The organism is Streptomyces sp. NPDC058470, from assembly GCF_042721055.1.
Classification (GTDB): domain Bacteria; phylum Actinomycetota; class Actinomycetes; order Streptomycetales; family Streptomycetaceae; genus Streptomyces.
In genome coordinates, this window is the sequence record NZ_JBHXMF010000004.1 from 136,210 (window position 1) to 161,636 (window position 25,427).

A 25,427-nucleotide genomic window follows, 5' to 3' on the forward strand; every position below is an offset into this window, starting at 1 on the left:
CTGATCCTCCGCCGCCCTGCCCACTTGCGCGGCTGATCCTCCGCCGCCCTGCCCACTTGCGCGGCTGATCCTCCGCCGCCCTGCCCACCTGCGCGGCTGATCCTCCGCACTCCTTCCTGGGCGTGGCTGCGGCCACCCGGCTCACCCCCTTTTGTAACGAAAACATAACAGGTCTAGCCCAAGCGTAATAGGCGGTTCACCATCTGGATGCTGTGCGGTCCCTTCCGATTCCCCCCTTCCGAGGAGCGTTGCCGTGGTGAGAGTGATAGTCGTCGGAGCTGGAGTGGTGGGCACCCTGCATGCCTGGCACGCAGTGGAGCGCGGCCATGAGGTCGTGCAGATCGAGCGTGAGGCGGAGGCCCGCGGGGCCTCCCTGCGCAACTTCGGGCAGATCTGGGTCAGTGGCCGCGCGGGTGGAGAGGAGCTCGAAACCGCCCTGCGGGCACGGGAGTTGTGGGAGTCGATCGGGGCGCGCGTCCCGGGGATCGGCTTCCGAGCGAACGGGTCCCTGACCCCCCTGCGCGGCGAGCGCGAACTCGCCGTCGCCGAGGCGGCCGCGGCCCGCCCGGATGCCGCCGCCCGCGGCTACAAGTTGCTGACGGCGGGCGAGGCGCGCGCCGTGAACCCGGCGCTGCGCGGCGCGTACGACGCCGCGCTGTACTGCGAGCGTGACGCGGCCGTCGAGCCGCGCGTCGCCCAGCTCGCCCTCCGGGAGGAGCTGCGGAGGTCGCCGCGCTACACCTTCCTGCCGGGGCGCGAGGTCCGCGATGTGGTGGATGAGCACGCGGTCCGTGACGACCACGGGGATGTCCACCGCGGTGACGCCGTGGTGCTGTGCACGGGGGCCTGGCTGGGCGGTCTCGTACGGGAGTTGGCCGGGCCTGAGCTGCCCGTCCGGCGCGTGCGGCTGCAGATGATGCAGACCGAGCCGCTGGGCGAGCCGCTCACCACCTCGGTCGCCGACCCGGACAGCTTCCGCTACTACCCCGCCTACCGCGGCGAGGCGCTCGACCGGCTCAACTCCGGTCAGCCGCAGGCCGAGACCGCCGCCGCCCACCGTATGCAGCTGCTCATGGTGCAGCGCGCGGACGGCGGGCTGACCATCGGCGACACCCACGAGTACGAGCACCCCTTCGCCTTCGACACCGTCGAGGAGCCCTACGACCACCTGACCGGCGTGGTCGAGTCCTTCCTCGGACGGCCGTTGCCGAAGATCCGGCGGCGCTGGGCCGGGGTGTACGCGCAGTGCACCGACCCGAGCCGGGTGGTGCCCGGCAGCGGGTGCGGGACGGGGTGTGGCTGGTCACCGGGCCCGGCGGGCGTGGCATGACCTGCTCACCCGCGATCGCGGAGACGACCGCCAACGCACTGGGATGGTGAGGGAATTGACCCGGGACACAGTCATGGACATTCGACTCGTGGTGCTCGACATGGCCGGCACCACCGTCGCCGACGGCGGACTCGTCGAGCGGGCATTCGCCACGGCCGCGGGGAAGTTGGGCGTCGAGCCCGGTTCCGCCGACCACGCGGAGAAGCTCACCTACGTCCGGGCCACCATGGGCGAGTCCAAGATCTCCGTCTTCCGGCACCTGTTCGGGGAGGAGACGCTCGCCCAGCGGGCCAACTCCGCCTTCGAGAAGGCGTACGGCGAACTCGTCGACGGCGGGCTCATCGCACCGATCGGCGGTGCGCGCGAGGCGATCGAGGAGCTGGCGGACTCCGGGCGGACGGTCGTGCTGACCACCGGGTTCGCCCGGGTCACCCAGGACGCCATCCTCGACGCCCTGGGCTGGCGGGAGTTGGTGCCGCTCACGCTGTGCCCCGCCGACGCCGGGGGGCGCGGGCGGCCGTATCCCGACATGGTCCTTGAGGCGTTCCTGCGGACGCGGGCCGCGGAGAGTGTGCGACAGGTCGCGGTGCTGGGCGACACGTCGTACGACATGCTCAGCGGCGTACGCGCCGGGGCCGGGGTCGTCGCCGGAGTGCTCACCGGGGCGCACGGGGAGTCGGCGCTGCGGGCGGCAGGAGCCATGTCCGTCCTCGGGTCCGTCGCCGAACTGCCGTCCCTGCTCCAGGGAGTCGGATCATGAGCGGCCGCATCCGCTTGGCGAACGTGTCCGTCGCGTACGGCGGGACCACCGTCCTCGACTCGCTCGACCGCACCGTCGAGCGAGGCGAGGTTACGGCGCTGCTCGGGCCTCCGGATCCGGCAGGACGACTGCGCCGTGTGCCGTCGCCGGGTCCGTACGGCCTGTCTCGGGGCGGGTGTTCCTCGGCGGGCGCGGCGGCTTCTCCGCGCGTCAGGACATCAAGGCCACCGACGCGATCGCGATCGCGCTCACCAAGCTGATGGCCGACGTGGAGATCTTCGAGCCGGGACTGGTCCCACAACGACAAGAACCTCACCTCGTACGTCGAGGCCTGGAAGTCGGCGACCGGCGGCTGACCGAGGCCTGGAAGTCGGCGTCCGGCGGCTGACCGAGTGGGCGAGAGGTCCGCGAACCGGCGGCTGGCCGAGGGCGGGAAGTCCGCGAACCGGCGGCTGGCCGAGGGCGGGAGGTCCGCGAACCGGCGGCTGGCCGAGGGCGGGAAGTCCGCGACCGCAGCTGATCGCAACGGCTCGCTAGGCTGGGGATACGCAGCACGGCACCGCGCAAGTCGCGCAGTACGGCGTACGTCAGGAGATCGGCACATGGCAGAGCGCAAGCCCACCGAATCGTGGCTCACCGACATGGACGGTGTGCTCATCCACGAGGGTGTGCCGATCCCCGGCGCCGACGCCTTCATCAAGAGGCTGCGGGAGTCCGGGAAGCCCTTCCTCGTCCTCACCAACAACTCGATCTACACCGCCCGTGACCTGCACGCCAGGCTCCAGCGCATGGGCCTGGACGTGCCGGTCGAGAACATCTGGACCTCTGCCCTCGCCACCGCCAAGTTCCTGGACGACCAGCGGCCCGGCGGCACGGCGTACGTCATCGGTGAGGCGGGCCTGACCACGGCGCTGCACGACATCGGGTACGTGCTCACCGACCACGAGCCTGATTACGTCGTTCTGGGCGAGACTCGTACGTACTCCTTCGAGGCCATGACCAAGGCGGTCCGGCTGATCAAGGGCGGCGCCCGTTTCATCGCCACCAATCCGGACGAGACCGGCCCGTCCACGGAGGGTCCGCTGCCCGCCACCGGCGCGGTCGCCGCGCTGATCACCAAGGCGACCGGCAAGCAGCCGTACTTCGCCGGGAAGCCGAATCCGCTGATGATGCGGACCGGCCTGAATGCCATCGGGGCGCACTCCGAGACCAGCGCGATGATCGGTGACCGGATGGACACCGACGTGCTGGCCGGTCTTGAGGCGGGCATGGAGACGTTCCTGGTGCTCACCGGGCTGACCACGCCCGCCGAGATCGAGCAGTACCCGTACCGCCCCTCGAAGATCGTGAACTCGATCGCGGACCTCGTCGACCGCGTCTGAGGCGCTGCCCAGAGGATGAGCACACGGTGAGCACGCTGTGGGCACGCCGTGATCTAAACCGGTCGGGACCCGGACAGGACCCGTACGGAGCAGTCGTGCCCCTCTGAAGATGCGATCCCGCGCCCCTAGGAGGAGTCTCCAGGTATCTGGAGGTTCACGATGCGCTCACTGCGAATCACTCTCTGTGCCGGTGCGATGGTGGCGGCCGTGTTCACCCCCACCGCCCACGCGGCCGACGCGGGCGTCCGGGTGACGCCCGCCTCCCCGGCTCCCGGCAGCGACGTCCAGCTGCGGGCCACGGGCTGCGCGGGGCAGACGGGTACCGCGAAATCGGCCGCGTTCGTCGCGGATGCGCAGCTCACCGGCAAGGACGGCGCACTCGCCGGCGAGACCCGCGTGCCGACCTCGCTCCAGCCCGGCACCTATGACATCAAGGTGAGCTGCGACGGCCACGACGACAAGATCAAGGGCTCGGTCACCGTCGCCGGCGGCAGCGCCGGTCCCTCCGCCGCCGCCTCGCCGGTCGCACCCGTGCACGCGGGCGGCGGCGGTGCCGCCACCCAGCTCGCCATGGTGGACGCCCGGCAGACCGGCCCCGGCACCTGGCACGCGGTGATCGGCCTCGTCCTGGCGAGCGTCGCCGCCGTGGCCGTGGCGGTACGCAGCGCCCGCCGGAGCCGGCACGGCGACGCCCGCGACTGACGTGTCCGGACAGGAACGCTCCTCCACCGCCGGGCGCCTGATGACGGGTGTCGCCTGGGCGGTACTGCTGCTCGGGCTGTGGCTGTGGGGTCGCGAGGTGACGGACGTACGGCCCGGGACATCAGCGCCGACCACAGGGGACATGGCGGCGGTCGGACGGCCGCCTGAGATACAACTCCCGCCCGCACGGCCCCCGTTGGGGGACGCGAAGCCGCAGCGGGTGGACATTCCCGCGATGGGGGTGCAGGCACCCGTCGTGGCCCGCGGGCTCGATCCGCAGGGCGCGATCGACCCGCCGCCCTTCGACCAGCCGGGAGTTGTCGGCTGGTACGGCGCCGGGGCGACACCAGGGGCGGCCGGGACCGCACTGCTCGTGGGGCACGTCGACACCGAGACCAGGCCCGCGGTTTTCTACCAGCTCAGCACGGTACGGCCAGGCGAGATCGTCCGGGTGATCCGCGACGACGGGACCGTCGCCGAGTTCACCGTGGACGACGTACAGGTCCTCTCCCGTGACCACTTCGACGCTCAACAGGCCTACGGCACCCGGCAGTCGGGGCGGGCCGAGCTACGGCTCATCACCTGCGGCGGCACCTTCGACGCGACGAGCCGCACCTATACGGCGAACGTGATCGTGTCGGCGTACCTCACGGGCAGTGGACTCTGACCGAGCAGGGGGCCTTCCCGCCCGAGCACGCGCCCGCCGCCGCTCCACCGGCTCACCTGGCCCGGTCGACGACCCGCTCCCCCCGGGGCCGCCGACCGGGCTGGTCCTCGACCGCGCGCGCTCGGGCTGCGGGAGAAACCCGGCGTCCTGCGCGGGAGGTAAGGGGACCAGTCCGCGGATGGCGCGGTCCGGCCGGCCGGCCGGGGACCGGGGCCGTGTGAGGCAACTGTAGAGCGGATCAGCGTTCTGGCCTAGGGTCTTTCTGCCGCCAAGTCGACAGCTCGTCACGCGTGTGGTTCGTGCAGGTGGAGTGCGCTTTACGGACCGGACCTGGACCGGTTCCGGGCCGGTCCAGGCCCGTTCCCACAGTCTTACGACGGTTGCCCGGCAGTCTTACGACGGTCGCCCGCCCGGCCCTCCGCCCAGTTCCTGCCGGTCCACCGAGCCGTCGATCACCCCCGTCGCGACCTCGTCGAGCGGCAACCGGTGCCGGCGTGCGTACTGCCGCAGCGTGAGGAACGCCTGATCGACCCCGGTGTTCCAGCGCTCGGCGAGTATGCCCTTCGCCTGCTCGATGCGCACGCGGCTGGACAGGGCACCCTGCAACTGCCCCGCCAGGCTGCGGTACTGCGCGTACACCCGGTGGTTCTGTAGTCCGACGGCCGCCGCGTCGGCCAGGGCCTGGGCCAGGTGCACGCTCCAGTGGTCCTCGGGCGGGGAGGCGTGCTCGGGCAGGGTGGGCACGAAGACGTTGAGCGCGCCGAGCAGCGTCTCGCGGCGGCGCAGCGGGACCGCGAAGGTCGCGGCGATGTCGTGGCGCAGCGCCCGTTCGGTGAAGTCGGGCCAGCGGGCGGCGGCATGGGCGACGCTGATCGAGACGGGCGCGACCGGGCGGCCGGTGCCGTAGCTGTCCAGGCAGGGTCCGCCGAGGTGCTGGACGGCCAGCAGATCGAGCGCGACCTCCTGCCGGCGGGTGCTCCCGGCAAGGGAGACCGCCTCGCCGCCGTCGATCAGCATGACGCCGGCGGCCCGCGCGCCCAGGATCTCCACGCAGTGGTCGGACAGGCGCTGCAGATAACGCCCGGCGTCGAAACTGTCGGACAGCGTGTCCGAGGCCTCCAGCAGGGCCGATACAAGCAGCGTCTCCCGGGTACTGAGGTGCATGTGACCTACCCCGATTCCGTCGTCCCCCGGCTCCCGGCTCAGCCCGCACCTACCCGGAGGCCCGGGGCTGTAACAGCTCTCCACCAAGGCTCGGCTGATCTCGTGGGCGAGGCGAGACGTATGTCAGGATTGACCTTTCGGACAGTGCACCCAAGGGGGAGTTGGATGTACGGCAGCATGCACGGGGTGCTTTTTCGCGCCGCCGGGGCGCTGAAGCCGGTGTCGAGAGCCCGATCGTGCTCAACCCTTCGGGCCTCCGCGCGTTCGGACTCTCGACACCGGCGCGCCCCTTTGGCGGTTGCACGGGCGTCCGTGGCGATGGCGGGGGCGGCACTGCTGCTCGCGGGGTGTTTCTCGTCGGGGGGCGACGGCGACGAGAACAACGGCTCCGGTGCCGGCGTCACACAGCAGCCCAAGGACGCGGACCCGTTCTGGGTCAACCCGGACGGGAACGCGGCAGCGCAGGTCGCCGCGTACGTGAAGGCAGGCAAGGACGACGACGCCGAGCAGATCCGCAAGATCGCCCAGCAGCCGACGGGCGAGTGGATCGGCCCGGAGAACCCGGAGCAGGAGGCGCGCGGCTTCACCGAGGCCGCCGCGAAGGCCGACCGGGACGCGCTCCTGGTCCTCTACAACATCCCGCACCGCGACTGCGGCCAGTTCTCGCAGGGCGGCGCCGCCGACGGCAACGCCTACCGGGCCTGGATCGACGGGGTCGCCAAGGGCATCGCGGACCGGCCCGCCACGGTGATCCTGGAGCCGGACGCGGTCCTGCACCTGGTCAACCAGTGCACCCCGGAGGAGTTCCACGAGGAGCGCTACGACCTCCTCAAGGGCGCCATCACCGCGCTCAAGGCCCTGAAGAACACGAAGGTGTACGTGGACGCGGGCAACGCGGGCTGGGGCCACCCCGACCAGATCTTCGAGCCCCTCCAATGGGCGGGCATCGAGGCGGCGGACGGTTTCTCGGTCAACGTCTCGAACTTCTACACGACCGCTGACTCCATCGCGTACGGCAAACAGCTCTCGGCCAAGGTCGGCGGCAAGCCCTTCGTCATCGACACCAGCCGCAACGGCAACGGTCCGTACACGGAGGGCGAGGCCGACGAGAACTGGTGCAACCCGCCGGGCCGCGCACTGGGCGAGACACCGACGACCAAGACCGCCGATCCGCTCGTCGACGCGTATCTGTGGGTCAAGCGGCCGGGGGAGTCGGACGGCGAGTGCAAGGGCGGGCCCAAGGCCGGTGAGTGGTGGGTGGATTACGCACTGAAGCTCGCGAAGGCCTCGAGCTAGTCCGTACGTGCTTGGGGGCGCCCTCCGCGAGCAGCGGACGGCGCCCCCAAGCACGGAGAAACTAAGGAACCTTCACCCACTGCGCCTTGCTGGGCGTCCCCTCGTCATCGGTGACGAACAGCATGTACCACCCGGATTCGACCAGGTTCCGGTTCTTGGGAACCGTCACCGTGATCCCGTCCGCCGTCTTCTTCAGATCCAGCGCGATGGAACGCTGGTCGGTGTCGGTGACATGGGTGGACGCGCTCGGCCGGATCAGCCGGGCCGTCTTGATGGACGAGGCGTGCTGCGTCTTGAAGGTGCCCGAGTCGCCGCGGGCGATCGTCTCCGGGCCGCCGGAGAGGGTGGGCTGCGAGCCGTGGAACAGGTACGGCGGCGTGTAGATCTCGATGCGCTGCTCGAACACGCCGGGCTTGGTGTCGGCCGCGTCGGCGTACAGCGAGTCGGAGCCGAAGAACATCACGCGGCCGTCGGGCAGCAGGAGCGAGCCCGAGTGGTAGTTGCGGCCCACCAGCGGGTCGGCGACCTGGTTCAGCGCGCCGGACTTCGCGTCGTAGATCCGCGCCTGAAGGATGTTGGAGTCGCCGCGCCCGCGGTAGTCCTCCGAGCCGCCCGAGATCAGCACGGTGTCGTCGGGAAGGATCGAGGACTGCGGGTACCGGGTGCCCTTCTCCAGTGACGGCCCGTCCACGAACGCCGGGTCGTCCGCCAGCAGGTCGATGATCCGGGTCTTCTCGCTGGACTTGTCGGACTCGCCGACCCCGCCGCCGCCGATGACCATGTACTTCTCGTCCTGCGCGGGCGGCAGCAGCACCGTCCCGGAAGTCTCCAGCAGGTTCGGGTCGCTCATGCCGGGCAGCTTCGTGAACTTGTTGGTGTCCAGGTCCCAGATGCCGGGGTCGCGGCCGACGTCGTCGGGGCCGTAGCCCGCGTTCGAGCCGGAGTAGAAGAGCTCGCCGGACTGCATCAGTGAGATCGCCGGATAGGTCGGGAACTGCCGGATGCCCTGGGTGTACGTCCACTTCTTGGTCTTCGGGTCGTAGACCTCGTTCTTGCCGGGGACCAGCTGGCCGATCTCGTCCAGACCGGAGAGGCTGAGGACCTTGCCGTCCGAGAGGGTGGTCAGCGTCGGGTACCAGCGGGCCTCGTTCATCGGGTCGACCTTGATGTACCGCTCGGCGACCGGATCGAACTCGTAGGCGTCCCTGATTCCCTGGAAGTCCTTCTTGTCCAGGGCGAGCTTCTCCGCGATGCCGTACGTGTTGCGGGCGTCGGTGCCGGTGAGGCCCTGGACGCGGTAGTTGTCCTGGGTGCCCGTCTCGTACTTGGTGCCGCTCTGCTGCGCCTCGACGTAGATACGGCCGAGGCCGGGGTCGTTGCGCAGGAACGCGCCGGTGTCCGGGTCGAAGACCTTCGTGGCGCGCGGGACGAGTACCGGGTCCTTCGACACGAAGGTCTTGCCGTTCTCCTTGCCGGTGAACTTGGTGCCCGCGGGCAGGGTGATCGGCTCGTCCGGGTTTTCGTTGTGCACCACCATCAGACCGCCGGCCTTGGTGACGTCACCCTTCATCTTCTCGTAGCGCTTGGTGCCGCCCGCGATCAGCAGATTGCCGTTGGCGAGCTGGGTGTGGCCCGTGCAGAAGAGGTCGGCCGGGGTGGGGACCTTCTTGATGGTGCCCTTGACCGGGTCCCAGATCCGGGTGTCGAACTTCTTCGCGTCGAAGTTGTCCTGGTCGTTGCCGGAGCCCGCGATCAGCAGGATCTTGCCGGTGTGCAGCAGGGCCGCGTGGATGGTGTTCTGGCGGAACTCCTCGGGGAAGTCGATGACGTCCCAGTGGCCGTTCTCCGCCTTGTACTCCGACTTGTTGATCTTGTACTGGTGGTACTGCTCCGTCCCGAAGCGATAGAGCCACGGGCCGTTCATCCCGGCCAGCGCGAGGACCACCGCCGCGCCTATCGCAAGACGACGGGCACGGCGGCGGCTGGCACCGTCTTTCATTTCTGGTGTCCCCCAAGGGAAATCTGCATGGTCTGGTCGTTCCCGCTGTTCGCGGCGGCCCACTGGGGCTTGTGCTGCGGTGCGTGCGGGGCGTGCTGTTCCTGCTGGGGCACCGAGGCCTGCGGTGGCAGCGGGGCCGCCTCCGGCTCTCCCGGCTTGGGCTTCTTCCTGTCCTGCCGCATCGTCCAGCGCCAGGCGAAGATCGGCGAGGCGGTGATCAGCAGGGCGAAGGTGGCCCAGATGATCATCGCGGGGTGGGCGTGCCCGAGCAGGATGCCGGCGGTGATCGAGCCGGCGAAGACCAGAATGAAGAACAGGTGGATCCGGAAGGTCCCGAACAGCGTGTCGGGGCTCGCCGAATCGCCCTTGGGGGTCACCACGAACTTGCTCTTGCGGCGCAGTACGGCGTCCATGAGCGAGCGGGCGTAGATCGGTGCGGAGAGCGCCGACATCATCATGCCCGCCACCCCGCCGCTGCCCTCGGGCTCGTGCGGCGAGACGTTGTGGCGGCGGTTCCAGATGTAGAGCCCGATCTGCAGCGCCGACGCGTTGCCGTAGAGCATCAGCCAGACCGTCGGGTCGATGTTCACACCCGAGGCGCCCAGGCCCAGGAACAGCGCGCAACTCAGGGCCGCGAGGATCCAGTTGAGGGCCGACATCGGGTAGAAGATGATCATCATCGTGTAGTTGAAGAGCTTGCTCGGCGGCAGTGAGTACCAGCCCTTCCAGTACTGCTTGAGGATCGTCTCGTACGTCCCCCGCGACCAGCGCAGCTGCTGGGTGAAGAAGTCCGTCCAGGCGTTGGGCCCCTCGCCGACCGCGAGCACGTCCGGCGTGTAGACCGAGCGCCACTTCCTGCCGGTGGCCGGGTTCTTGGCGCGGTGGATCTCGAAGCCGGTCGCCATGTCCTCGGTGATCGAGTCGTACAGACCGCCGATCTGCTTCAGCGTCTTGATGCGTACGGCGTTGGAGGTGCCCACGAACATAGGGGAGCCGTAGGCGTTACCGGCGCGCTGGATCAGGGCGTGGAAGAGGAACTGCTGCGACTCGGCGGCCTTGGTGATGACGTTGTCGTAGTTGCCGTACACCTGCGGGCCGATGACGAAGCCGACGTCCGGGTCGCGGAAGAAGCCGAGCATCCGCTCCAGGTAGTTGGGCAGTGGCACGTGGTCGGTGTCGACCGAGGCGAAGTAGTCGTAGTCGCCGCCGTGCGCGTCCAGCCAGGCGTTGTAGTTGCCGTGCTTGGTCTTGGCGCGGTGCGGGCCCTTGGGCATGTTCCACTTCGCGATGCCCTTGCGGGAGAAGTGGTGCACGCCCAGGCGCGCGCAGACCTCCTTCACCTCCGGGTCGTCGCCCTCGTCCAGGAGCCAGATGTGCAGAAGACCCCGGTGGCGCAGCTTGACGGCTGCCTCCAGGGTCTTCGTCACCATGCCGAGGGGCTCCTTGCCGGGTACGAAGGAGGTGAGGAAGGCGACTCTGGTGCCGGTCTCGGGCACCACCGGGATCGGGTCGCGGGCGACCAGGGTGGCGTGCGCGTTCGACAGCACGTTCATGCAGCGGAAGAACTCGATGAGGCCGATCGAGACCAGCATCACGATGTCGAGGGCCGGCAGGAAGTCGTACGCGGGATAGTCGCGTTCGGTCCAGTGCGCGGGCTGGAGCAGCCAGACGAGCAGGACCACCGAGAGCAGCGGCGCGGCACCCAGCATGAGCGCCGCGCGTATGCGGTGCGGCTCCTGCGACAGGAGTGTGCGGTACTGCACCTTGTACGGTTTGGTCGGATCAGGTTGCGTGAGGGGCCCCGCGAGCCGGCTGTAGTGCTCGTAGTCGTATCTCGGCAGCGTCTTCTTGATTCTTCGGAAGCCGCCCGTCCGGTGCGATGGCACCCTGAGCTGTGTTGTCTCTGACGGGTCGAAGTCCTGTCGGGCGCCCGTCGGCGTCGACGTCATGAGTCATCCCCCCGCACGCGGATGTCCGCGTGTTCGTCGGTTCAGTCGTCCGTTCGGGTCCCCCTCGACCGTCCCGGACGCATCACTGGCAGGCCAGCGTCACCACATCATCTCCACCACAGAGACATGGAACGACGACCTTCCGGTTGCATGATGCCCCCCTCGGCACCTGTTCGTGAACGGGGCCCCATCCATCCCCATCGCACGTGCAGCCGGCCTTACCCCCAACTGTCAGATATCGACAGTCCCTTGAAGCCCAGGGTTCTACGTCGCACATCATGATCGCAAGATGCGAAACGCGGTGTTAACCGGTCATACGCGCTAATTGAGACGCGTGTACGACGAAGGGGGCGTAGTGGCACACGACGAAAGACCCCTCGCCGCTGCGAGGGGTCTTCCGATCGGTGCGCCGCCAGGGACTCGAACCCCGGACCCGCTGATTAAGAGTCAGCTGCTCTAACCAACTGAGCTAGCGGCGCGTGCTGACGCGGAAACTCTACCTGACCTGGAAGGGTGCCCCGGCCCCGTGGCCGGGTGCGGGCGGCCCCCTGCGCACGCCCTTGTACATCATTCGGACCGTCAACATGCGACACCGGATGACAGTTGAGAAACTGTCGCCTGTGCACAAGCGCGGAGATTTCGACCTGGAGTGTGAGGGGATTCGCATGAAGGCTCCGGTATTCGAGGAATTCGATGCCGCGAGTGACTGCGACTGCCCCGGATGCGCGCAGTGGCGACGCATCATGCCCTGTTCCTCGTCCCCTTCCTCTTTCCCTCCCTCTTCCTTTTCCTGTGTGTCCGGTGCCGTGGGCCGTCCGGCGGTCCGCAGGGCTCTCGTCCTTGCCGCGGCGGCGAGTACGGTCCTTGGCGCGGGCCCCTCGATCACGGCGGTCGCGGCCGCCCACGGACCCGCCCGGCCGGGCATCCCCGCAGGTGACGAGCCCGGCACCCCGCAAGGCGGCAAGGCCCCGCTGCACGGCCCGGCGGGGAGACCGTCCACCGCCACCAAGCCCGGCACCGTGTCCAAGGCACCCGCGACCACCCGGGCCGAGATCATCAACCGGGCCAAGACATGGATCGACGCGGACGTGCCGTACAACATGAACGAGTATTGGTCGGACGGTTACCGGCAGGACTGCTCCGGATTTGTCTCGATGGCCTGGAACCTTCCGGGCAACGAATGGACCGGCAGTCTCGACACCGTCAGCGACCGTATTACCCGCGACGAGCTCCAGCCCGGCGACATTCTCCTCTTCCACAACCCGGTGAACCCCGAGAAGGGCTCGCACGTCGTCATTTTCGGCGGCTGGACGGACTACACGCACACCTATTACATCGCTTACGAGGCGACACCTCCGCACGCCCGGAAGCAGGCCACTCCGTACGCGTACTGGAAGAACTCGGACCGCTATCTGGCCTACCGCTACAAGGGCCTGACGGAGAGCGCGAGCGGGGCGAAGCCGTCGGCGGAGAAGGGGCCCGGCCGCTTCCCGGGGGCCGCGTACTTCGGGCCCGGCGCCAACAACAAGTACGTCACCCAGCTGGGCCGGCTCCTCGTGGAGCGCGGCGCGGGCCGCTTCTACACCTCGGGTCCCGGCCCCCGCTGGTCGGCCGCGGACGGGCGGGCCACCCAGGCGTTCCAGCGGGCGCAGGGCTGGCGCGGCGGTGCGGCGGACGGCTACCCGGGACCGGAGACCTGGCGGCGGCTCTTCTCCTGAGCCTTTTCCGATCCCCACTTCTCGTGAATCTTCCAGGCGCGGAGGCATGGAGGCAGATATGAGTACGACGACTTCACACACCCCGGAGTCCGGACATACCCCGGAGTCCGAAGGGCCGTCCTCCCGGGCGCCCGGGCCGGATTCGGCGCCGGAGCGCGGCGGCGTGCGCGAGGGCGGCACGCGCTCCACCCGGCTCATCCACAACGAGGCGACCACCGAGATCCCCGTCCACCTGCTGTTCAGGGACGATCCCGAGCCGGTGTCCGTCCCGCTCGGGCCCGCCGTCGTGGGGCGGCGGCGCGGTACGGGGGAGCAGCCGCGCATCCGGCGCCCGGTGCCCGGTGCGGCCCCCCGCCCGATGCCGGAGATCGACCCCGAACTGGTGGAGCGCCCCGCACGGGTGCTGCCCGGAGCGGCGGGGGTGCTGGCCGGTGCCTGTGGGCTGGCCGGATGTGTACTCACCTCGTGGTGGGCGGGCGCCCTGCCTCCCTCGGTGGCTCGGGCGTTGGAGCTGCCGGGGCACGGCGGCGCCGGGCTCGGACCGGCGCAGTGGGCGGCGTACGCCGGGGCGGGCGCGCTCGGTCTGTTCGGCTTCGGCGGTCTGGCCCGGGGGCGGACCGGGCGGGCCTGGGTGCTCGGACTGTTCGGGCGCTACCGCGGCACGGTCCGGCGTACCGGACTCATGTGGGTCAACCCGCTGGTGCTGCGCCGCCGGGTCGACGTACGGCTGCGGCACTGGCGCAGTGAGCCGATGTCCGCGGTCGACACGAACGGGGTCGCGCTGCGGGTGGTCGTGCTCGTCGTCTGGCGGGTCAGGGACACCGCGCGCGCCACGCTCGGGGTGGAGGACCACGAGACGTATCTGCGCGAGTGCGTGGAGGCGGCGCTCTCGCGGGTGCTCTCGCGGCTCCCGGCCGAACTGCCGCCCGCTGTGGTCAAGGACGCGACCCTGCGCAACACCGAGGCGGTCGGCGAGGCGCTGACCCGGCTGGTGGCCGCGGACACGGCGCCGGTCGGCCTGGAGGTGTTCTCGGCGCAGCCCACGAAGATCGATTACGCGCCCGAGGTCGCCGCCGTGATGCAGCGCCGCCGGATCGCCGCGCTGGACGCCCAGCACCGCGACACCGTGCTCACCTCCGTCGTCGACTCGGTCGAGGACACGGTGACCCGGCTGACCGTGCGGGGGCTCGTCGAACTCGACGACTACGAACGCAAGGCGCTGGTCAAGGACTTGACGGTGGCGTTCTACACGGGCCGCAGGGAGTCTTCTTCATGAGCGGTCGGGGTACGTCTTGATGAGTGACGGGTAAACGACTTGATGATTGGTATGGACATGTTCAACAACTGGCAATAATCTAAGACTTGGTCTAGACCTGCAAGGCAGCGCGCACAGCTCATGTGAACCTCCCCCACGTCCTCAGGAGCAGCAGGATGCGCATACGTGCGACGAGAAAAGCGAAGTGGTACGCGGGCATGGTCGGCCTCGCCACGACGGGAGCGCTCGTGCTCTCCAGCGGCGGTGCCAGTGGCCACGGCTACACGGACCTTCCCCTCAGCCGTCAGAAGCTGTGTCAGAACGGCGCGGTGGCCAACTGCGGCAACATCCAGTGGGAGCCGCAGAGCGTGGAGGGCCCCAAGGGCTTCCCCGCGGCGGGTCCGGCCGACGGTCAGATCTGCTCGGCCAACCACACCGAATTCGGTCAGCTCAACAGCCCGACGACCCCCTCGGGCGGCGCCTGGCCGACGACCAAGGTCACTGCCGGGGCCAGCTACACGTTCCGCTGGCAGTTCACGGCCTCGCACGCCACGACCGACTTCAAGTACTACCTCACCAAGCAGGGCTGGAATGCGAGCCACGCGCTGACCCGCGCGGACCTGAACACCACGCCCTTCCTCACCGTCCCCTACAACAACGCGCGCCCGCCGGCCACGATCTCGCACAGTGGCACGATCCCCACGGGCCGCACCGGGCACCAGGTCATCGTCGCGGTGTGGACGATCGCCGACACGGCGAACGCGTTCTACTCCTGCGCGGACGTCACGTTCTAGAGCTTTTCGGGCGTCACGTTCGAGAGTGTCCTGAAGGAGCCTTGTTTTCTGAGGCTCCCTTGAGCTGCACACCCCTTCCTGGCGGGTAAGTTCCCCGCACGCCGACATGACCGTGTCGGCGTGCGCGGAACCGCACCGAAAACCGGGGGCTCGTGATGGACGTGTTCTTCTATGCCATTCCAGGGTTGATCATCGCCGCGGTGGTCTTCGCGGCGGTCAGGATCATCCGCCGCTCGCTCGACCTGCGGCGCGCCTGGAACAGCGGGCTGACCGCCGAAGCGCGCTGTCTCCGCTCGTACACCACGACCAGTGGCGGCGGTGGCGACACCTCCGTGACCACGACGCTGCACCACGTCTACGAGTTCCGGACACGCGAGGGCCGGGCGGTCCGCTTCGAGGAGCGCGGCGGCCCCTCGACAGTCATCGAGGGCGACATCGTCACCGTCCACTACACGGCGGAGCGCCCCGAGCGGGCCACCGCCCACGCGCCGAGCCCGGTCAAGGCCGCCGCGGGGACGATCGGCGTCCTGGTGTTCTTCGGCGTGATCGCCGCCTTCTGCGTCGGCTTCATGGTCACGTATCACGAGATGAGCTCGGAGTTCGGCATGCCCTTCGGGGGGCCGCACGTGACCTACCAGGAGCCTGACGTGCCCTACGAGCAGCCGTAGGTCCCGCGAGTCTCCCCATCTGACGGGCCGTCAATTATGGTTCGCCCTCATGGGATCCAAGAGGCGTACCGTCGCGGAGCTCGTACAGGAACGGTGGAACGACCACCGGCCGGGGCTGTGGTTCGAGGGGCGGGTCCTGACCCACCACCGGGTGGCGGCGGGCGCGGCGGCCCGGGCGGCGCTGCTCGCCGACCTGCTGCCGCCGAAGGCCGACCCGCCGCACCTCGGTGTGCTGCTCGACAACACCCCCGAGTACCCGATGTGGTTGAGCGCGGCAGCCCTCGCAGGGGCCGCCGTCGTCGGCATCAACCCGACCCGGCGCGGCCCCGAACTGGCCCGCGACATCCTGCACACCGAGTGCCGCGTCCTGATCACCGAACAGGCCCACCTGCCCCTGCTCGACGGCCTCCAACTCCCGGGCGTACGGCTCCTGGTGACCGACACGGAGGCGTACGCCGACCTCCTCACCCCGTACGAGGGCACGAAACCGGACGGCTCCCCGGCCTCCCCGGACGACCGTCTACTCCTCTACTTCACCTCCGGCTCGACCGGTGCCCCCAAGGCCGCGATCTGCACCCAGGGCAGGCTGGCCGCCGCGGGGCAGTCGCTCGTGGACCACTTCGGGGTGCGCCGGGAGGACACCCACTACATCTGCATGCCGATGTTCCACGGCAACGCGGTGATCGCCGACTGGGCGCCCGCGCTGGCGGCGGGAGCGGCGGTGGCGCTGCGGAGGCGCTTCTCGGCCTCCGGGTTCCTCGCGGACGTACGGGCCTGCCGGGCCACGTACTTCACCTATGTGGGCCGCGCCGTCCAGTACATCCTGGCGACCCCGGCCCGCCCCGACGACCGCGACAACCCGCTGCGCATGGGCTTCGGGACCGAGGCCGGCGCCGTCGACGCGGGCGCCTTCGAACGGCGCTTCGGGGTGCGGCTGGTCGAGGGATACGGCTCCTCGGAGGGTGGCGCGGCCATCCAGCGGACGTCCGGGACACCGGCCGGGGCGATCGGACGCGCGGCGCCCGGCGACGACCTCGCCGTGGTCGACCCGGCGACACGGCGGGAGTGCCCGGCCGCCACCTTCACCGGGAACGGCCGCCTCCTCAACGGGGCCGAGGCGATAGGCGAGTTGGTGAATCGCGGCCCCAACCCCTTCGAGGGATACTGGCGCAACCCGGACGCGGATGCCGCCCGGCGGCGCGACGGCTGGTACTGGACCGGCGATCTCTTCTACCGCGACGCCGACGGATTCCTGTACTTCGCGGGGCGCACCGACGACCGGCTGCGCGTCGACAGCGAGAACCTCGCCGCCGCCGTCATCGAGAACATCCTCGCCCGGTACGAGGACGCCGCCGCTGTGGCGGTGTACGCCGTACCGGACGCGGTCGCGGGAGACCAGGTCATGGCGGCCGTGACCCTGCGGACCGGGGTCTCCTTCGATCCGCTCGCCTTCGGCGAATTCCTGCTGTCCCAGCCCGACCTGGGGACCAAGATGGCCCCGCGCTTCGTACGGATCGTGCGGCGGATGCCGGTCACGGCGACGAACAAGGTCCACCGGGTCGGACTGCGGCGCGAGGGCTTCAGATGCCCGGACCCGGTCTGGTGGCGGCCGCCGGGGGAGTGCGCCTACCGCAGGCTGACCGAGGAGGAGATCGGGGAACTGGTCGCCGAGTACCGGGCGCGCGGGCGCGAGGAGTTGCTGACGAGGTAGGCCCTGCCCTACCGCCGATACACCCACCACTCCCCATGGTCCGTGAGGTCACGCGCCGCCTACCGTGAGCCCGTGATCCGTTCGGTGCGGTACCTCATCAGCGGCGTTCTGGCCGGCGCCCCGCTGCTCGTCGGGATGCTGCTGCTCGGCATCGCCGGAGCCGCGCTGACCCCGGTACTCGTCGGGCTGCCGCTCCTTGCCCTGCTCGCCCTGACCGGCGTGCCCGTCGGGGCGGTTGAGCGGTGGCGGCTGCGGCTCGTCGACCCGGCGCCGGTGCCCACCCCGCACCGGACCCCGGACGAGGCCGGCCCGGCCGCCTGGGCCAGGCTCCGGTTCACGGAGCAGGCGACCTGGCGCGAACTGGCGTACGCCGTGCTGCTCGCGGTCGTGCTGTGGCCGCTGGACACGGTGGTGCTGACCGTCGCCCTCGGGATCCCCGGCGCGATGATCGGAACGCCGGTGCAACTGGCCCTCACCGGCGGCGAGACCCGGGCCGTCAAGCTCTGGCTGATCGACACGTACGGGCAGGCGTTCCTGTGCGCCGCGGCCGGCGCCGTCCTCATCCTCGTACTCCTGCGGCCCCTCGCCCGGTACGCCCGTGCCCGCGCCGCCCTCACCCGGCTGCTGCTCGCACCGCGCCAGGCGGAGGGGCGGCTCGCCGAGGTGACGAGGTCCCGGGCCCGCCTGGTGGCGGCCTTCGATGCCGAGCGACGGCGGATCGAGCGGGATCTGCACGACGGGGCGCAACAGCGGCTGGTGGCGCTGAGCATGCGGCTGGGCCTTGCCCGCCTCGACGCCCCGCCCGCGCTGGCGGGGCGCCTCGCGGAAGCCCACGCGGAGGCGGATCAAGTCCTCGTCGAGCTGCGTGAGTTGATCAACGGCATCCATCCGCAGGTGCTCGCCGACTACGGTCTCGGCGACGCGATCGCCGACGCCGCCGACCGGTCCGCCGTACCCGTGGAGGTGGACGTGGAGCTGCCGAGGTTCGCCGAACCCGTGGAGTCCGCCGCGTACTTCGCGGTGCGGGAGGCGCTCGCCAACGTGGGCAGGCACAGCGGGGCGGAGCGGGCTCGGGTCCAAGGGCGCTACGAGGAAGGGCGGTTGAGGATCGAGGTGCGGGACGACGGAGGCGGGGGAGCCGACCCCGGAGCCGGCTCCGGGCTCACCGGGCTCGCCGACCGGCTGGCCGTCCTCGATGGGACACTGGCGGTCGACAGCCCGCCCGGTGGGCCGACCGTCCTGACGATGGAGATCCCGTGCTGAGAGTCGTGCTCGCCGAGGACAGCGTGCTGTTGCGCGAGGGGCTGGTGGGGCTGCTGAACCGCTTCGGGCACGAGGTCCTCGCGGCGGTCGGCGACGCGGACACCCTCCGCGACGCCGTCTCGGCGCACGCCCCCGACCTTGTCATCACCGACGTACGCATGCCTCCCGGCTTCCAGGACGAGGGCCTGCGCGCGGCGCTCGCCCTGCGCGAGGCGGACCCACGGCTGCCGGTGCTCGTGCTCAGCCAGTACGTCCAGCGCGCGTACGCCGCCGAACTCCTCGACACCGGGGACGGCACCGGCGTCGGCTACCTCCTCAAGGACCGCATCGGCCAGGTCGAGCAGTTCGCGGAGGCGGTGCGGCGGGTCGCCGAGGGAGGCACGGTCGTGGACTCCGAGGTCGTACGGCAGTTGCTGCGCCGTCGGCGCGATCCGCTGCAGGCGCTGACTCCGCGCGAGCGCGAGGTCCTCGGCCTGGTGGCCGAGGGGAAGTCCAACGGCGCGATCGCCCGCCAACTGGTCGTCACCGAGGCGGCCGTGGGCAAGCACATCGGCAACATCCTGGGAAAGCTGGATCTGCCCCCGGCGCAGGACACGCACCGACGGGTGCTGGCCGTACTGGCCTATCTACGGGACTAGGGCTAGGGCATGCCCGACCGCGCGGCGTCCGTGGATCAGTGGGTCCAAGACCGCGCGGCGTCCGTGGATCCGCGGCTCTCTGGACCCGCGACTCCGTGGATCCGCGGCTCTCTGGACCCGCGACTCCGTGGATCCGCGGCTCTCTGGACCCGCAACTCTGTGGATCAGCAGCTCTCTGGATCCGGGGATCCAAGCCCCGCAGATCCGTGACTCCGCGAGGAATCCCCCGAGCTCGACGGGGGGAGGATGCACCCCGACAACCGCGTCGGCGCCGGGCCTCCCCTCATAGGTGGTTGTCATGTGCCTGCCTGCTATGACAACCCTCGACGCCACCTGAAAGGCACTCATGTCCCCCACGCAGGACCCCGCACACGACCCTGCACACGACCCCGCGTACGACCGTCGCCACAGCGACGACCTGCTCACCTTCGTCAGGACCAGCCCCTCGCCGTACCACGTGGTGGCGAGCGCCGCCCAGCGGCTGGAGAAGGCGGGCTTCGAGGAGCTGAGCGAGAGCGACGACTGGACCGGCGCCGAGGGCGGCCGCTATGTCGTACGGGGTGGCGCGCTGATCGCCTGGTACGTCCCGCACGGCGCCCCGGCCCGCACGCCGTTCCGGATCATCGGCGCGCACACCGACTCGCCGAACCTGCGGATCAAGCCCTCGCCCGACACCAGCTCGGCGGGGTGGCGGCAGATCGCCGTGGAGATCTACGGCGGCGTGCCGCTCAACACCTGGCTCGACCGCGACCTCGGCGTCTCGGGGCGGCTGACCCTGCGCGACGGGTCGACCCGGCTGGTCCGCGTCGACAAGCCGCTGCTACGCGTGCCGCAGCTCGCCATCCACCTGGACCGGACCGTCAACGAAGGCCTCGCCCTCGACCGGCAGCGGCACATGACCCCGCTGTGGGGGCTCGGCGGCAGCGAACCGGGCGGGCTGCTCGGCCGGATAGCAGAGGAGGCCGACGCCGGCTCCGCCGAGATCCTCGGCTGGGACCTGATGCTGCACGACATCCAGCCGCCCGGATACCTCGGCGCGGACGAGGAGTTCATCGTCTCCCCGCGTCTGGACAACCTGATCTCGGTGCACGCGGGAGTCACCGCGCTGGTCGCCGCGGCCACCTCCCGGCCGCCCGCGCACATCCCCGTACTCGCCGCCTTCGACCATGAGGAGGTCGGCAGCGGTTCGGAGTCCGGCGCCCAGGGCCCGCTCCTGGAACGGGTCCTCGGTCGTGGTGTCGCGGCGCGCGGCGGCAGCGGCGAGGACTGGAACCGGGCCCTCGCGGGTGCCTTCTGCGTCTCCTCCGACATGTCGCACGCCGTCCACCCCAACTACACCGAGTGCCACGACCCCGACCACCGGCCGCTCCCCAACGGCGGCCCCGTCATCAAGGTCAACGTCAACCAGCGGTACGCCACCGACGGCACCGGCATCGCCGCGTTCGCCGCCGCCTCGGAGCGGGCCGGCGTGCCGTGGCAGCCGTTCGTCTCCAACAACGCCATTCCGTGCGGTACCTCGATCGGACCGATCACCGCGGCCCGCCTCGGCGTCACCACCGTCGACGTGGGCGTACCGGGACTGTCGATGCACTCGGCGCGCGAACTGTGCGGGGCGCGCGACCCGGGGCTGCTCGCCCGGGTGCTCACGGAGTTCGTCACGGCGGACTGAGGACAGCGGACTGAGGACAGCTGATTGAGAACGGCTGATTGAGGACAGCGGACTGAGCCCGCACCCGGCAGATGCCCGACATGCGTGAAAGGCCCCCCACATCGTGGAGGGCCTTCATCAGTTGTGCGCCGCCAGGGACTCGAACCCCGGACCCGCTGATTAAGAGTCAGCTGCTCTAACCAACTGAGCTAGCGGCGCATGACTCTCGCCTCCCGCGCTCGGCGGGCGACGACAAAAGAAATACTACCTGGTCCGCACGGGTGCTCCGGACCACCCTCTGACCGGGGAACGCCGCGCTAGAGAGCCATGGAAAGGAGCATCGGGGCCGCCCCGCGGTTCAGCGAGTCCGCCGCCTGGCGGAGCCGGTGCGCGTGCTCGACGGGCAGCGACAGGGCGAGGCAGCCGACGGAGGAGCCCGCCGTGACGGGGACTGCCGCGCAGACCGTGCCGATCGCGTATTCCTGGAGGTCCAGGACGGGGACCGTGGGCGGCTGGGCGCCGAGCCGGGACAGCAGCAGCCGTTCGTTCGTGATGGTGCGCGAGGTGAGGCGGGCCATCTTGTGGCGGGAGAGATGGTCACGGCGGCCGTCGTGGTCGAGCTGGCCGAGCAGGCTCTTGCCGATCGCGGTGGCGTGGGCGGAGGAACGGAAGTCGACCCACTCGTTGACCGCGGGGGTCGCCGGGCCGTCGGCGTACTGGGTGATGTGGATCTCACCGTCGACGTACCGGCTGAGGTAGATCGCGGCGCCGACCGTGTCGCGCAGCCTGTCCAGGGTCCGCTGGAGCTGCTCGCGCAGAGCCTGGTCGCGGCCGTGGGCGGAAGTGAGGCGGTCGAGGGCGGCACCGCTGATGTACGCGCCGTCGGCGAGCTGCTCGACGTATCCCTCCCGGCGCAGCATCAGAAGCAGTGCGGGCAGGCGGTCAGCGCTGAGTCCGGTCCGGCGGGCGATCTCGGCGTCGAGGACACCGGTGGAGTGCCGTGACACCGTCTCCAGAACGCGGAGGGCGTCCTGGGCCGAGTGGTACGGCGCGATCGGCTCGTGCTTCAGCGCCACGGTTTCCCCCTGGCTTTCTGGGCCGTATTTCGGACAGCTGAGCTTCCACCACGATAGCCGTCAAAGCCCTTACTGTGAGCGTCCGTTGACGAGATTGGTGGCGCGCCCCCGCCCGCTCAGCAGGAACGCGCCACGCTGGCATATGCCCATGTCATGACACCTGGGGCATGCCCCAGGACCCGGACCTCGCGGCTTCCCGTACGCGATCGTGTTCACTCCCCGCAATCAGAGGACCGCACCGAGGAATTCCCGGGTCCTTTCCTGGCCGGGATCGCTGAAGATCCTCTCCGGCGGCCCTGACTCGATGACACGGCCGGAATCGAACATAAGGACCTGGTCCGAGATGTCCCGGGCGAAATTCATCTCGTGGGTCACGCAGAGCATCGTGATGTCCGTGGTGTGGGCGATGTCACGGAGGACATCGAGGACTCCTGCGACCAGTTCCGGGTCGAGCGCGGACGTCACCTCGTCCAGCAGCAGCACCTGCGGGCGCATCGCCAGCGCCCGCGCGATCGCGACGCGCTGCTGCTGGCCGCCGGACAGCTGACCCGGGTGCGCGTCCCACTTGTCGGCGAGACCAACCAGGTCGAGCAGTTCGCGGGCGCGCGCCTCGGCCTCGTCCTTGGACAGCCCGAGGACGGTGACGGGCGCCTCCGTGATGTTCCTGCCCACCGTCATGTTCGGGAACAGGTTGAACTGCTGGAAGACCATCCCGATCTTCTTGCGGACCTCGCGGATCTCCTTCTCCCCGGCCGGGAAGAGCCGCTCCCCGGCCACCGTGATCGTGCCCTCGTCCGGCTGGGTCAGCGTCATCAGCATCCGCAGGATCGTCGTCTTGCCGGAGCCGGAGGGCCCGATCAGCGTGACGTGCTTGCCGGAGGCCACGGAGAAGTCCAGCCCGTCGAGGACGGTGTTGTCCCCGAAGCGCTTGGTGACGTGGTCGAAACGGATCAGCTCGCTGCCGTCCACCGCCGGATTCGCCGCTTCCACGGAATGCGTTTCTTCCACGGGGTCGGTCTCTTTCATGGGATTCGTGTCAGCGGACAAGACGTCGCTCCAAAGCTCGCAGGAGGAGGGAGGCCGGATAGGAAATGAGGATGAAGGCCACACCGATGACCGTCAGCGGCTCGGTGAACTGGAAGTGCTGCTGCGAGAACAGCCGCGCCTCACCGAGCATGTCCAGCACCGTGATCGCCATCAGCAGCGGTGTGTCCTTGAGCATCGAGATGACGTAGTTGCCCAGGGCAGGGACCACCCGCCGGATGGCCTGCGGAAGGATCACCGCCGTCCAGGTGCGCGCCACGGGCAGGCTGAGCGCCATGGCCGCCTCCCACTGGCCGGCGGGCACGCCCTCGATACCGGCCCGGTAGACCTGCATCGTGTACGTCGAGTAGTGCAGCCCGATCGCGACGACACCCGTGGTCAGCGCGGAGAACGTGATGTCCCACTCGGGCAGCACGTAGAAGAGGAAGAACAGCTGCACCAGCAGCGGGGTGTTGCGGACGAACTCCGTGACGACACCGACCGGCCAGCGCACCAGCCTGCTCGGCGTCCGCATCAGCAGCGCCCACACGAGCCCGAGCGCGAAGGAGATCACCGAGCCGAGGGCCAGCGCCTGGAGGGTGACCAGCAGCCCGTCCCAGAAGTGCGGCATGAAGTCGCCGACAGCGCTCCAGTCCCAGGTCATACGGCACCTCCGCCGACTCCGGTGGTCTCGGCCCGCCGCAGCTCACGCCGGGTCACGCCACGCGCCGGCGCCTTCCCGATCCCGGCCTTCAGCCGCTTCTCCAGCCCGCGCATGATCCGCGTGAGGAGGAAGGCGATCACGAAATAGATCAGCAGGATGTACGAGTAGATCTCCGCGCTCTCCTGCAGGGCCAGCCGCACCAGGTTGCCGCTGAACGCCAGGTCGCCCATCCCCATGATCGAGACCAGGGCCGTGCCCTTGAGGAGCTCGATCAGCAGATTGCAGAAAGAGGGGATCATCTCGGGTATCGCCTGCGGCAGCAGGATCAGCCGCATCCGCTGCCAGGGCGTGAAGCTGAGCGCGACACCGCCCTCGCGCTGCGCGGGATCGACCGCGTTCAGCGCGCCGCGCACGATCTCACTGCCGTACGCCCCGTACGTCAGCCCCAGCGCGAGCGTGCCCGCCCACATCGGTACGAGCTGCCAGCCGAACGCGAGCGGCAGCACGAAGTACACCCAGAAGATCATGATCAGTGCGGAGGTACCGCGGAACACCTCGGTGTAGAAGCCCGCGAGGAAGCGGACGATCCACCGACGGTGCGTGCGCGCGATGCCGACGACGAAGGAGACGCCACCGGCCAACAGGGCGCTGAAGAACAGCAGTTGGACGGTGACCCAGACTCCTTCGAGTACGAGTTCCCAGAGTCCCGAGGTCATCCGCGGCACAACTCCTTCGCGGTCATGTCGGTCATCTCGGCCTTGGTGAAACCGAAGGGCTGAAGGATGCGGAACAACTCACCGCTGGCCTTGAGCTTCTTGAGCTCCACGTTGAAGGCGTCCCGCAGCTTCGTCTCGGTCGGCCGGAACGCGAAGCCGCCGCCGTCCACGTGCGGCTTGCCGCCCACCAGTGGCGCGAAGGCCTTGGTGCTCTCGGCCTTGGCGGACTTCTTCACCGTTTCACGCGCGGCCAGCGCGGTCCCCGCGAAGACGTCGGCGCGGCCCGCCTCGACAGCGTTCAGCCCGGCGACCTGATCCGGCACGATCAGGATGTCGCTCTCCTTGTATCCGGCCTCGACGGCGAACTGGATGTCGGCGTAACCGGTCCCGGTCGCGAACGTGGCCCCGGCCTCGACGACGTCCTGGTAGTTGTGCAGGTTCTTCGGGTTGCCCTTGCGCACGATGAACGCGTCGAGCATCTGGTAGTCCGGGTCGGAGAAGATGACCTGCGCACAGCGCTCGGGGTTGATGTACATCCCGGCGGACACGACGTCGAAGGTCTGCGCCTGCAGCCCGGGGATCAGTGAGCCGAACTCGATGGGAACCGGCTGGACGCGATCCACCCCCAGCCGCTTGAAGATGACCTTCGCGAGCTCCGGCGCCTCACCGGTCAGCTCGCCGTCGGTGTCGATGTAGCCGAACGGGATCTCACCGGCGATACCCAGCCGTACGACACCCTGCGCCCTCAGCCGGTCGAGCAGCTCGCCGCCTCCCGCGCCGGAGGCCGTGGCGACCCGGCTGCAGCCGGCCGCGCCCAGCGCCCCGACGGCACCGATCGCGGAAGCGCCGGCGAGCAGAGCCCGCCGGCTGGGCCTTCGTCCCTGTCTGTCCTGTGCGTCTTTCCCAAGTGGTGGAGCCATGGGCGCGCGGCTACCCGAGTCGATGCGACTTATTCGGATCGATTTCAGCCCCGTACGGCTCCTTGCGTCCCTGACGCCCCCTTG

The 25,427-nt window shown here is 69.8% G+C and carries 21 protein-coding genes, 2 tRNA genes and 3 pseudogenes; 16 read left to right on the forward strand and 10 right to left on the reverse strand.

Features of this window, described 5'->3' with window-relative positions; translation table 11 throughout:
- The first annotated feature begins 256 nt into the window (after positions 1-256).
- The 7 genes and pseudogenes from ACFWP7_RS04420 (at position 257) to ACFWP7_RS04450 (ending at position 4,841) form a co-directional block, all read left to right on the forward strand.
- Positions 257-1,380, forward strand: a pseudogene (locus ACFWP7_RS04420) (TIGR03364 family FAD-dependent oxidoreductase).
- Between the two features lie 23 nt (positions 1,381-1,403).
- Positions 1,404-2,090, forward strand: coding sequence for an HAD family hydrolase (locus ACFWP7_RS04425; RefSeq protein ID WP_384375788.1), 687 nt, complete (start codon positions 1,404-1,406; stop codon positions 2,088-2,090).
- A pseudogene (locus tag ACFWP7_RS04430) lies at positions 2,087-2,283 on the forward strand (ATP-binding cassette domain-containing protein); the annotation flags it as partial. The gene ACFWP7_RS04425 and the pseudogene ACFWP7_RS04430, both read left to right, overlap by 4 nt.
- Positions 2,284-2,446, forward strand: a pseudogene (locus ACFWP7_RS04435) (2-aminoethylphosphonate ABC transporter substrate-binding protein); the annotation flags it as partial.
- 246 nt (positions 2,447-2,692) lie between these two features.
- Positions 2,693-3,472 (forward strand): HAD-IIA family hydrolase, encoded by a 780-nt coding sequence (locus ACFWP7_RS04440; protein WP_384375791.1) that lies wholly within the window; start codon positions 2,693-2,695, stop codon positions 3,470-3,472.
- Between the two features lie 159 nt (positions 3,473-3,631).
- Positions 3,632-4,174: a hypothetical protein gene (locus ACFWP7_RS04445; protein ID WP_384375794.1), complete on the forward strand. Its 543-nt coding sequence runs from the start codon at positions 3,632-3,634 to the stop codon at positions 4,172-4,174.
- A gap of 40 nt (positions 4,175-4,214) precedes the next feature.
- Entirely contained in the window at positions 4,215-4,841 is a 627-nt protein-coding gene (locus ACFWP7_RS04450; protein WP_384376113.1) for a class F sortase, read from the forward strand.
- A 393-nt stretch (positions 4,842-5,234) separates the two neighbouring features.
- On the opposite strand, the gene ACFWP7_RS04455 is transcribed toward ACFWP7_RS04450, so the two are convergent.
- A complete protein-coding gene (locus ACFWP7_RS04455; protein ID WP_384375797.1) occupies positions 5,235-6,005 on the reverse strand; it encodes an ANTAR domain-containing protein in 771 nt (256 codons plus the stop codon).
- Positions 6,006-6,323: 318 nt separating this feature from the next.
- On the opposite strand from ACFWP7_RS04455, the gene ACFWP7_RS04460 reads away from it, so the two are divergent.
- Positions 6,324-7,301 carry a glycoside hydrolase family 6 protein gene (locus tag ACFWP7_RS04460; RefSeq protein WP_384376116.1) on the forward strand — a complete coding sequence of 326 codons (978 nt, stop codon included), beginning with the start codon at positions 6,324-6,326 and terminating at the stop codon, positions 7,299-7,301.
- 61 nt (positions 7,302-7,362) lie between these two features.
- On the opposite strand, the gene ACFWP7_RS04465 is transcribed toward ACFWP7_RS04460, so the two are convergent.
- The 3 genes from ACFWP7_RS04465 to ACFWP7_RS04475 all read right to left on the reverse strand — a co-directional run bounded on the left by ACFWP7_RS04465 (position 7,363) and on the right by ACFWP7_RS04475 (position 11,728).
- Complete coding sequence (locus ACFWP7_RS04465) at positions 7,363-9,300, reverse strand: galactose oxidase-like domain-containing protein (protein ID WP_384375800.1); 1,938 nt, start codon at positions 9,298-9,300, stop codon at positions 7,363-7,365.
- Positions 9,297-11,249: a glycosyltransferase family 2 protein gene (locus ACFWP7_RS04470; protein ID WP_384375803.1), complete on the reverse strand. Its 1,953-nt coding sequence runs from the start codon at positions 11,247-11,249 to the stop codon at positions 9,297-9,299. Before ACFWP7_RS04470 ends, ACFWP7_RS04465 begins: the two co-directional genes overlap by 4 nt.
- Positions 11,250-11,654: 405 nt before the next feature.
- Positions 11,655-11,728: transfer RNA gene (locus ACFWP7_RS04475), tRNA-Lys, on the reverse strand.
- A 315-nt stretch (positions 11,729-12,043) separates the two neighbouring features.
- On the opposite strand from ACFWP7_RS04475, the gene ACFWP7_RS04480 reads away from it, so the two are divergent.
- The 8 genes from ACFWP7_RS04480 to ACFWP7_RS04515 all read left to right on the forward strand — a co-directional run bounded on the left by ACFWP7_RS04480 (position 12,044) and on the right by ACFWP7_RS04515 (position 20,965).
- Positions 12,044-12,967 (forward strand): peptidoglycan-binding protein, encoded by a 924-nt coding sequence (locus tag ACFWP7_RS04480; RefSeq protein ID WP_384375806.1) that lies wholly within the window; start codon positions 12,044-12,046, stop codon positions 12,965-12,967.
- Positions 12,968-13,025: 58 nt separating this feature from the next.
- Positions 13,026-14,243 carry an SPFH domain-containing protein gene (locus ACFWP7_RS04485; RefSeq protein ID WP_384375809.1) on the forward strand — a complete coding sequence of 406 codons (1,218 nt, stop codon included), beginning with the start codon at positions 13,026-13,028 and terminating at the stop codon, positions 14,241-14,243.
- Between the two features lie 155 nt (positions 14,244-14,398).
- Positions 14,399-15,016 carry a lytic polysaccharide monooxygenase gene (locus tag ACFWP7_RS04490; protein WP_384375812.1) on the forward strand — a complete coding sequence of 206 codons (618 nt, stop codon included), beginning with the start codon at positions 14,399-14,401 and terminating at the stop codon, positions 15,014-15,016.
- Between the two features lie 155 nt (positions 15,017-15,171).
- On the forward strand, positions 15,172-15,684 hold the full coding sequence (locus ACFWP7_RS04495) for a DUF3592 domain-containing protein (protein WP_384375815.1): 513 nt from the start codon (positions 15,172-15,174) through the stop codon (positions 15,682-15,684).
- Positions 15,685-15,733: 49 nt separating this feature from the next.
- Entirely contained in the window at positions 15,734-17,395 is a 1,662-nt protein-coding gene (locus tag ACFWP7_RS04500) for an AMP-binding protein (RefSeq protein ID WP_384375818.1), read from the forward strand.
- A gap of 72 nt (positions 17,396-17,467) precedes the next feature.
- The gene (locus ACFWP7_RS04505; RefSeq protein ID WP_384375820.1) at positions 17,468-18,658 is read left to right on the forward strand and encodes a sensor histidine kinase; all 1,191 of its coding nucleotides are present in this window, start codon (positions 17,468-17,470) and stop codon (positions 18,656-18,658) included.
- Positions 18,659-18,663: 5 nt separating this feature from the next.
- Positions 18,664-19,296, forward strand: a complete 633-nt coding sequence (locus ACFWP7_RS04510; RefSeq protein ID WP_384376119.1) for a response regulator — start codon at positions 18,664-18,666, stop codon at positions 19,294-19,296.
- 346 nt (positions 19,297-19,642) lie between these two features.
- The gene (locus ACFWP7_RS04515; RefSeq protein ID WP_384375823.1) at positions 19,643-20,965 is read left to right on the forward strand and encodes a M18 family aminopeptidase; all 1,323 of its coding nucleotides are present in this window, start codon (positions 19,643-19,645) and stop codon (positions 20,963-20,965) included.
- A 124-nt stretch (positions 20,966-21,089) separates the two neighbouring features.
- On the opposite strand, the gene ACFWP7_RS04520 is transcribed toward ACFWP7_RS04515, so the two are convergent.
- The 6 genes from ACFWP7_RS04520 to ehuB all read right to left on the reverse strand — a co-directional run bounded on the left by ACFWP7_RS04520 (position 21,090) and on the right by ehuB (position 25,343).
- Positions 21,090-21,163: transfer RNA gene (locus ACFWP7_RS04520), tRNA-Lys, on the reverse strand.
- Between the two features lie 98 nt (positions 21,164-21,261).
- On the reverse strand, positions 21,262-22,020 hold the full coding sequence (locus tag ACFWP7_RS04525; protein WP_384375826.1) for an IclR family transcriptional regulator: 759 nt from the start codon (positions 22,018-22,020) through the stop codon (positions 21,262-21,264).
- Between the two features lie 225 nt (positions 22,021-22,245).
- A complete protein-coding gene (ehuA, locus tag ACFWP7_RS04530; RefSeq protein WP_384375829.1) occupies positions 22,246-23,046 on the reverse strand; it encodes an ectoine/hydroxyectoine ABC transporter ATP-binding protein EhuA in 801 nt (266 codons plus the stop codon).
- Positions 23,047-23,056: 10 nt separating this feature from the next.
- Positions 23,057-23,707 (reverse strand): ectoine/hydroxyectoine ABC transporter permease subunit EhuD, encoded by a 651-nt coding sequence (gene ehuD / locus ACFWP7_RS04535; RefSeq protein WP_384375832.1) that lies wholly within the window; start codon positions 23,705-23,707, stop codon positions 23,057-23,059.
- Positions 23,704-24,423 (reverse strand): ectoine/hydroxyectoine ABC transporter permease subunit EhuC, encoded by a 720-nt coding sequence (ehuC, locus tag ACFWP7_RS04540; protein WP_384375835.1) that lies wholly within the window; start codon positions 24,421-24,423, stop codon positions 23,704-23,706. The genes ehuD and ehuC overlap by 4 nt, the downstream gene beginning before the upstream one ends.
- Positions 24,420-25,343, reverse strand: coding sequence for an ectoine/hydroxyectoine ABC transporter substrate-binding protein EhuB (ehuB, locus tag ACFWP7_RS04545; protein WP_384375838.1), 924 nt, complete (start codon positions 25,341-25,343; stop codon positions 24,420-24,422). The genes ehuC and ehuB overlap by 4 nt, the downstream gene beginning before the upstream one ends.
- Positions 25,344-25,427: the final 84 nt, after the last annotated feature.

Excerpts from the sequence above, each read along its gene's own strand:
- ACFWP7_RS04425 (WP_384375788.1), top strand. The coding sequence starts at position 1,404 with ATGGACATTCGACTCGTGGTGCTCGACATGGCCGGCACCACCGTCGCC.
- ACFWP7_RS04440 (WP_384375791.1), top strand. The coding sequence starts at position 2,693 with ATGGCAGAGCGCAAGCCCACCGAATCGTGGCTCACCGACATGGACGGT.
- ACFWP7_RS04445 (WP_384375794.1), top strand. The coding sequence starts at position 3,632 with ATGCGCTCACTGCGAATCACTCTCTGTGCCGGTGCGATGGTGGCGGCC.
- ACFWP7_RS04450 (WP_384376113.1), top strand. The coding sequence starts at position 4,215 with ATGACGGGTGTCGCCTGGGCGGTACTGCTGCTCGGGCTGTGGCTGTGG.
- ACFWP7_RS04455 (WP_384375797.1), bottom strand. The coding sequence starts at position 6,005 with ATGCACCTCAGTACCCGGGAGACGCTGCTTGTATCGGCCCTGCTGGAG.
- ACFWP7_RS04460 (WP_384376116.1), top strand. The coding sequence starts at position 6,324 with ATGGCGGGGGCGGCACTGCTGCTCGCGGGGTGTTTCTCGTCGGGGGGC.
- ACFWP7_RS04465 (WP_384375800.1), bottom strand. The coding sequence starts at position 9,300 with ATGAAAGACGGTGCCAGCCGCCGCCGTGCCCGTCGTCTTGCGATAGGC.
- ACFWP7_RS04470 (WP_384375803.1), bottom strand. The coding sequence starts at position 11,249 with ATGACGTCGACGCCGACGGGCGCCCGACAGGACTTCGACCCGTCAGAG.
- ACFWP7_RS04485 (WP_384375809.1), top strand. The coding sequence starts at position 13,026 with ATGAGTACGACGACTTCACACACCCCGGAGTCCGGACATACCCCGGAG.
- ACFWP7_RS04490 (WP_384375812.1), top strand. The coding sequence starts at position 14,399 with ATGCGCATACGTGCGACGAGAAAAGCGAAGTGGTACGCGGGCATGGTC.
- ACFWP7_RS04495 (WP_384375815.1), top strand. The coding sequence starts at position 15,172 with ATGGACGTGTTCTTCTATGCCATTCCAGGGTTGATCATCGCCGCGGTG.
- ACFWP7_RS04500 (WP_384375818.1), top strand. The coding sequence starts at position 15,734 with ATGGGATCCAAGAGGCGTACCGTCGCGGAGCTCGTACAGGAACGGTGG.
- ACFWP7_RS04515 (WP_384375823.1), top strand. The coding sequence starts at position 19,643 with ATGTCCCCCACGCAGGACCCCGCACACGACCCTGCACACGACCCCGCG.
- ehuA (WP_384375829.1), bottom strand. The coding sequence starts at position 23,046 with ATGAAAGAGACCGACCCCGTGGAAGAAACGCATTCCGTGGAAGCGGCG.
- ehuD (WP_384375832.1), bottom strand. The coding sequence starts at position 23,707 with ATGACCTGGGACTGGAGCGCTGTCGGCGACTTCATGCCGCACTTCTGG.
- ehuC (WP_384375835.1), bottom strand. The coding sequence starts at position 24,423 with ATGACCTCGGGACTCTGGGAACTCGTACTCGAAGGAGTCTGGGTCACC.
- ehuB (WP_384375838.1), bottom strand. The coding sequence starts at position 25,343 with ATGGCTCCACCACTTGGGAAAGACGCACAGGACAGACAGGGACGAAGG.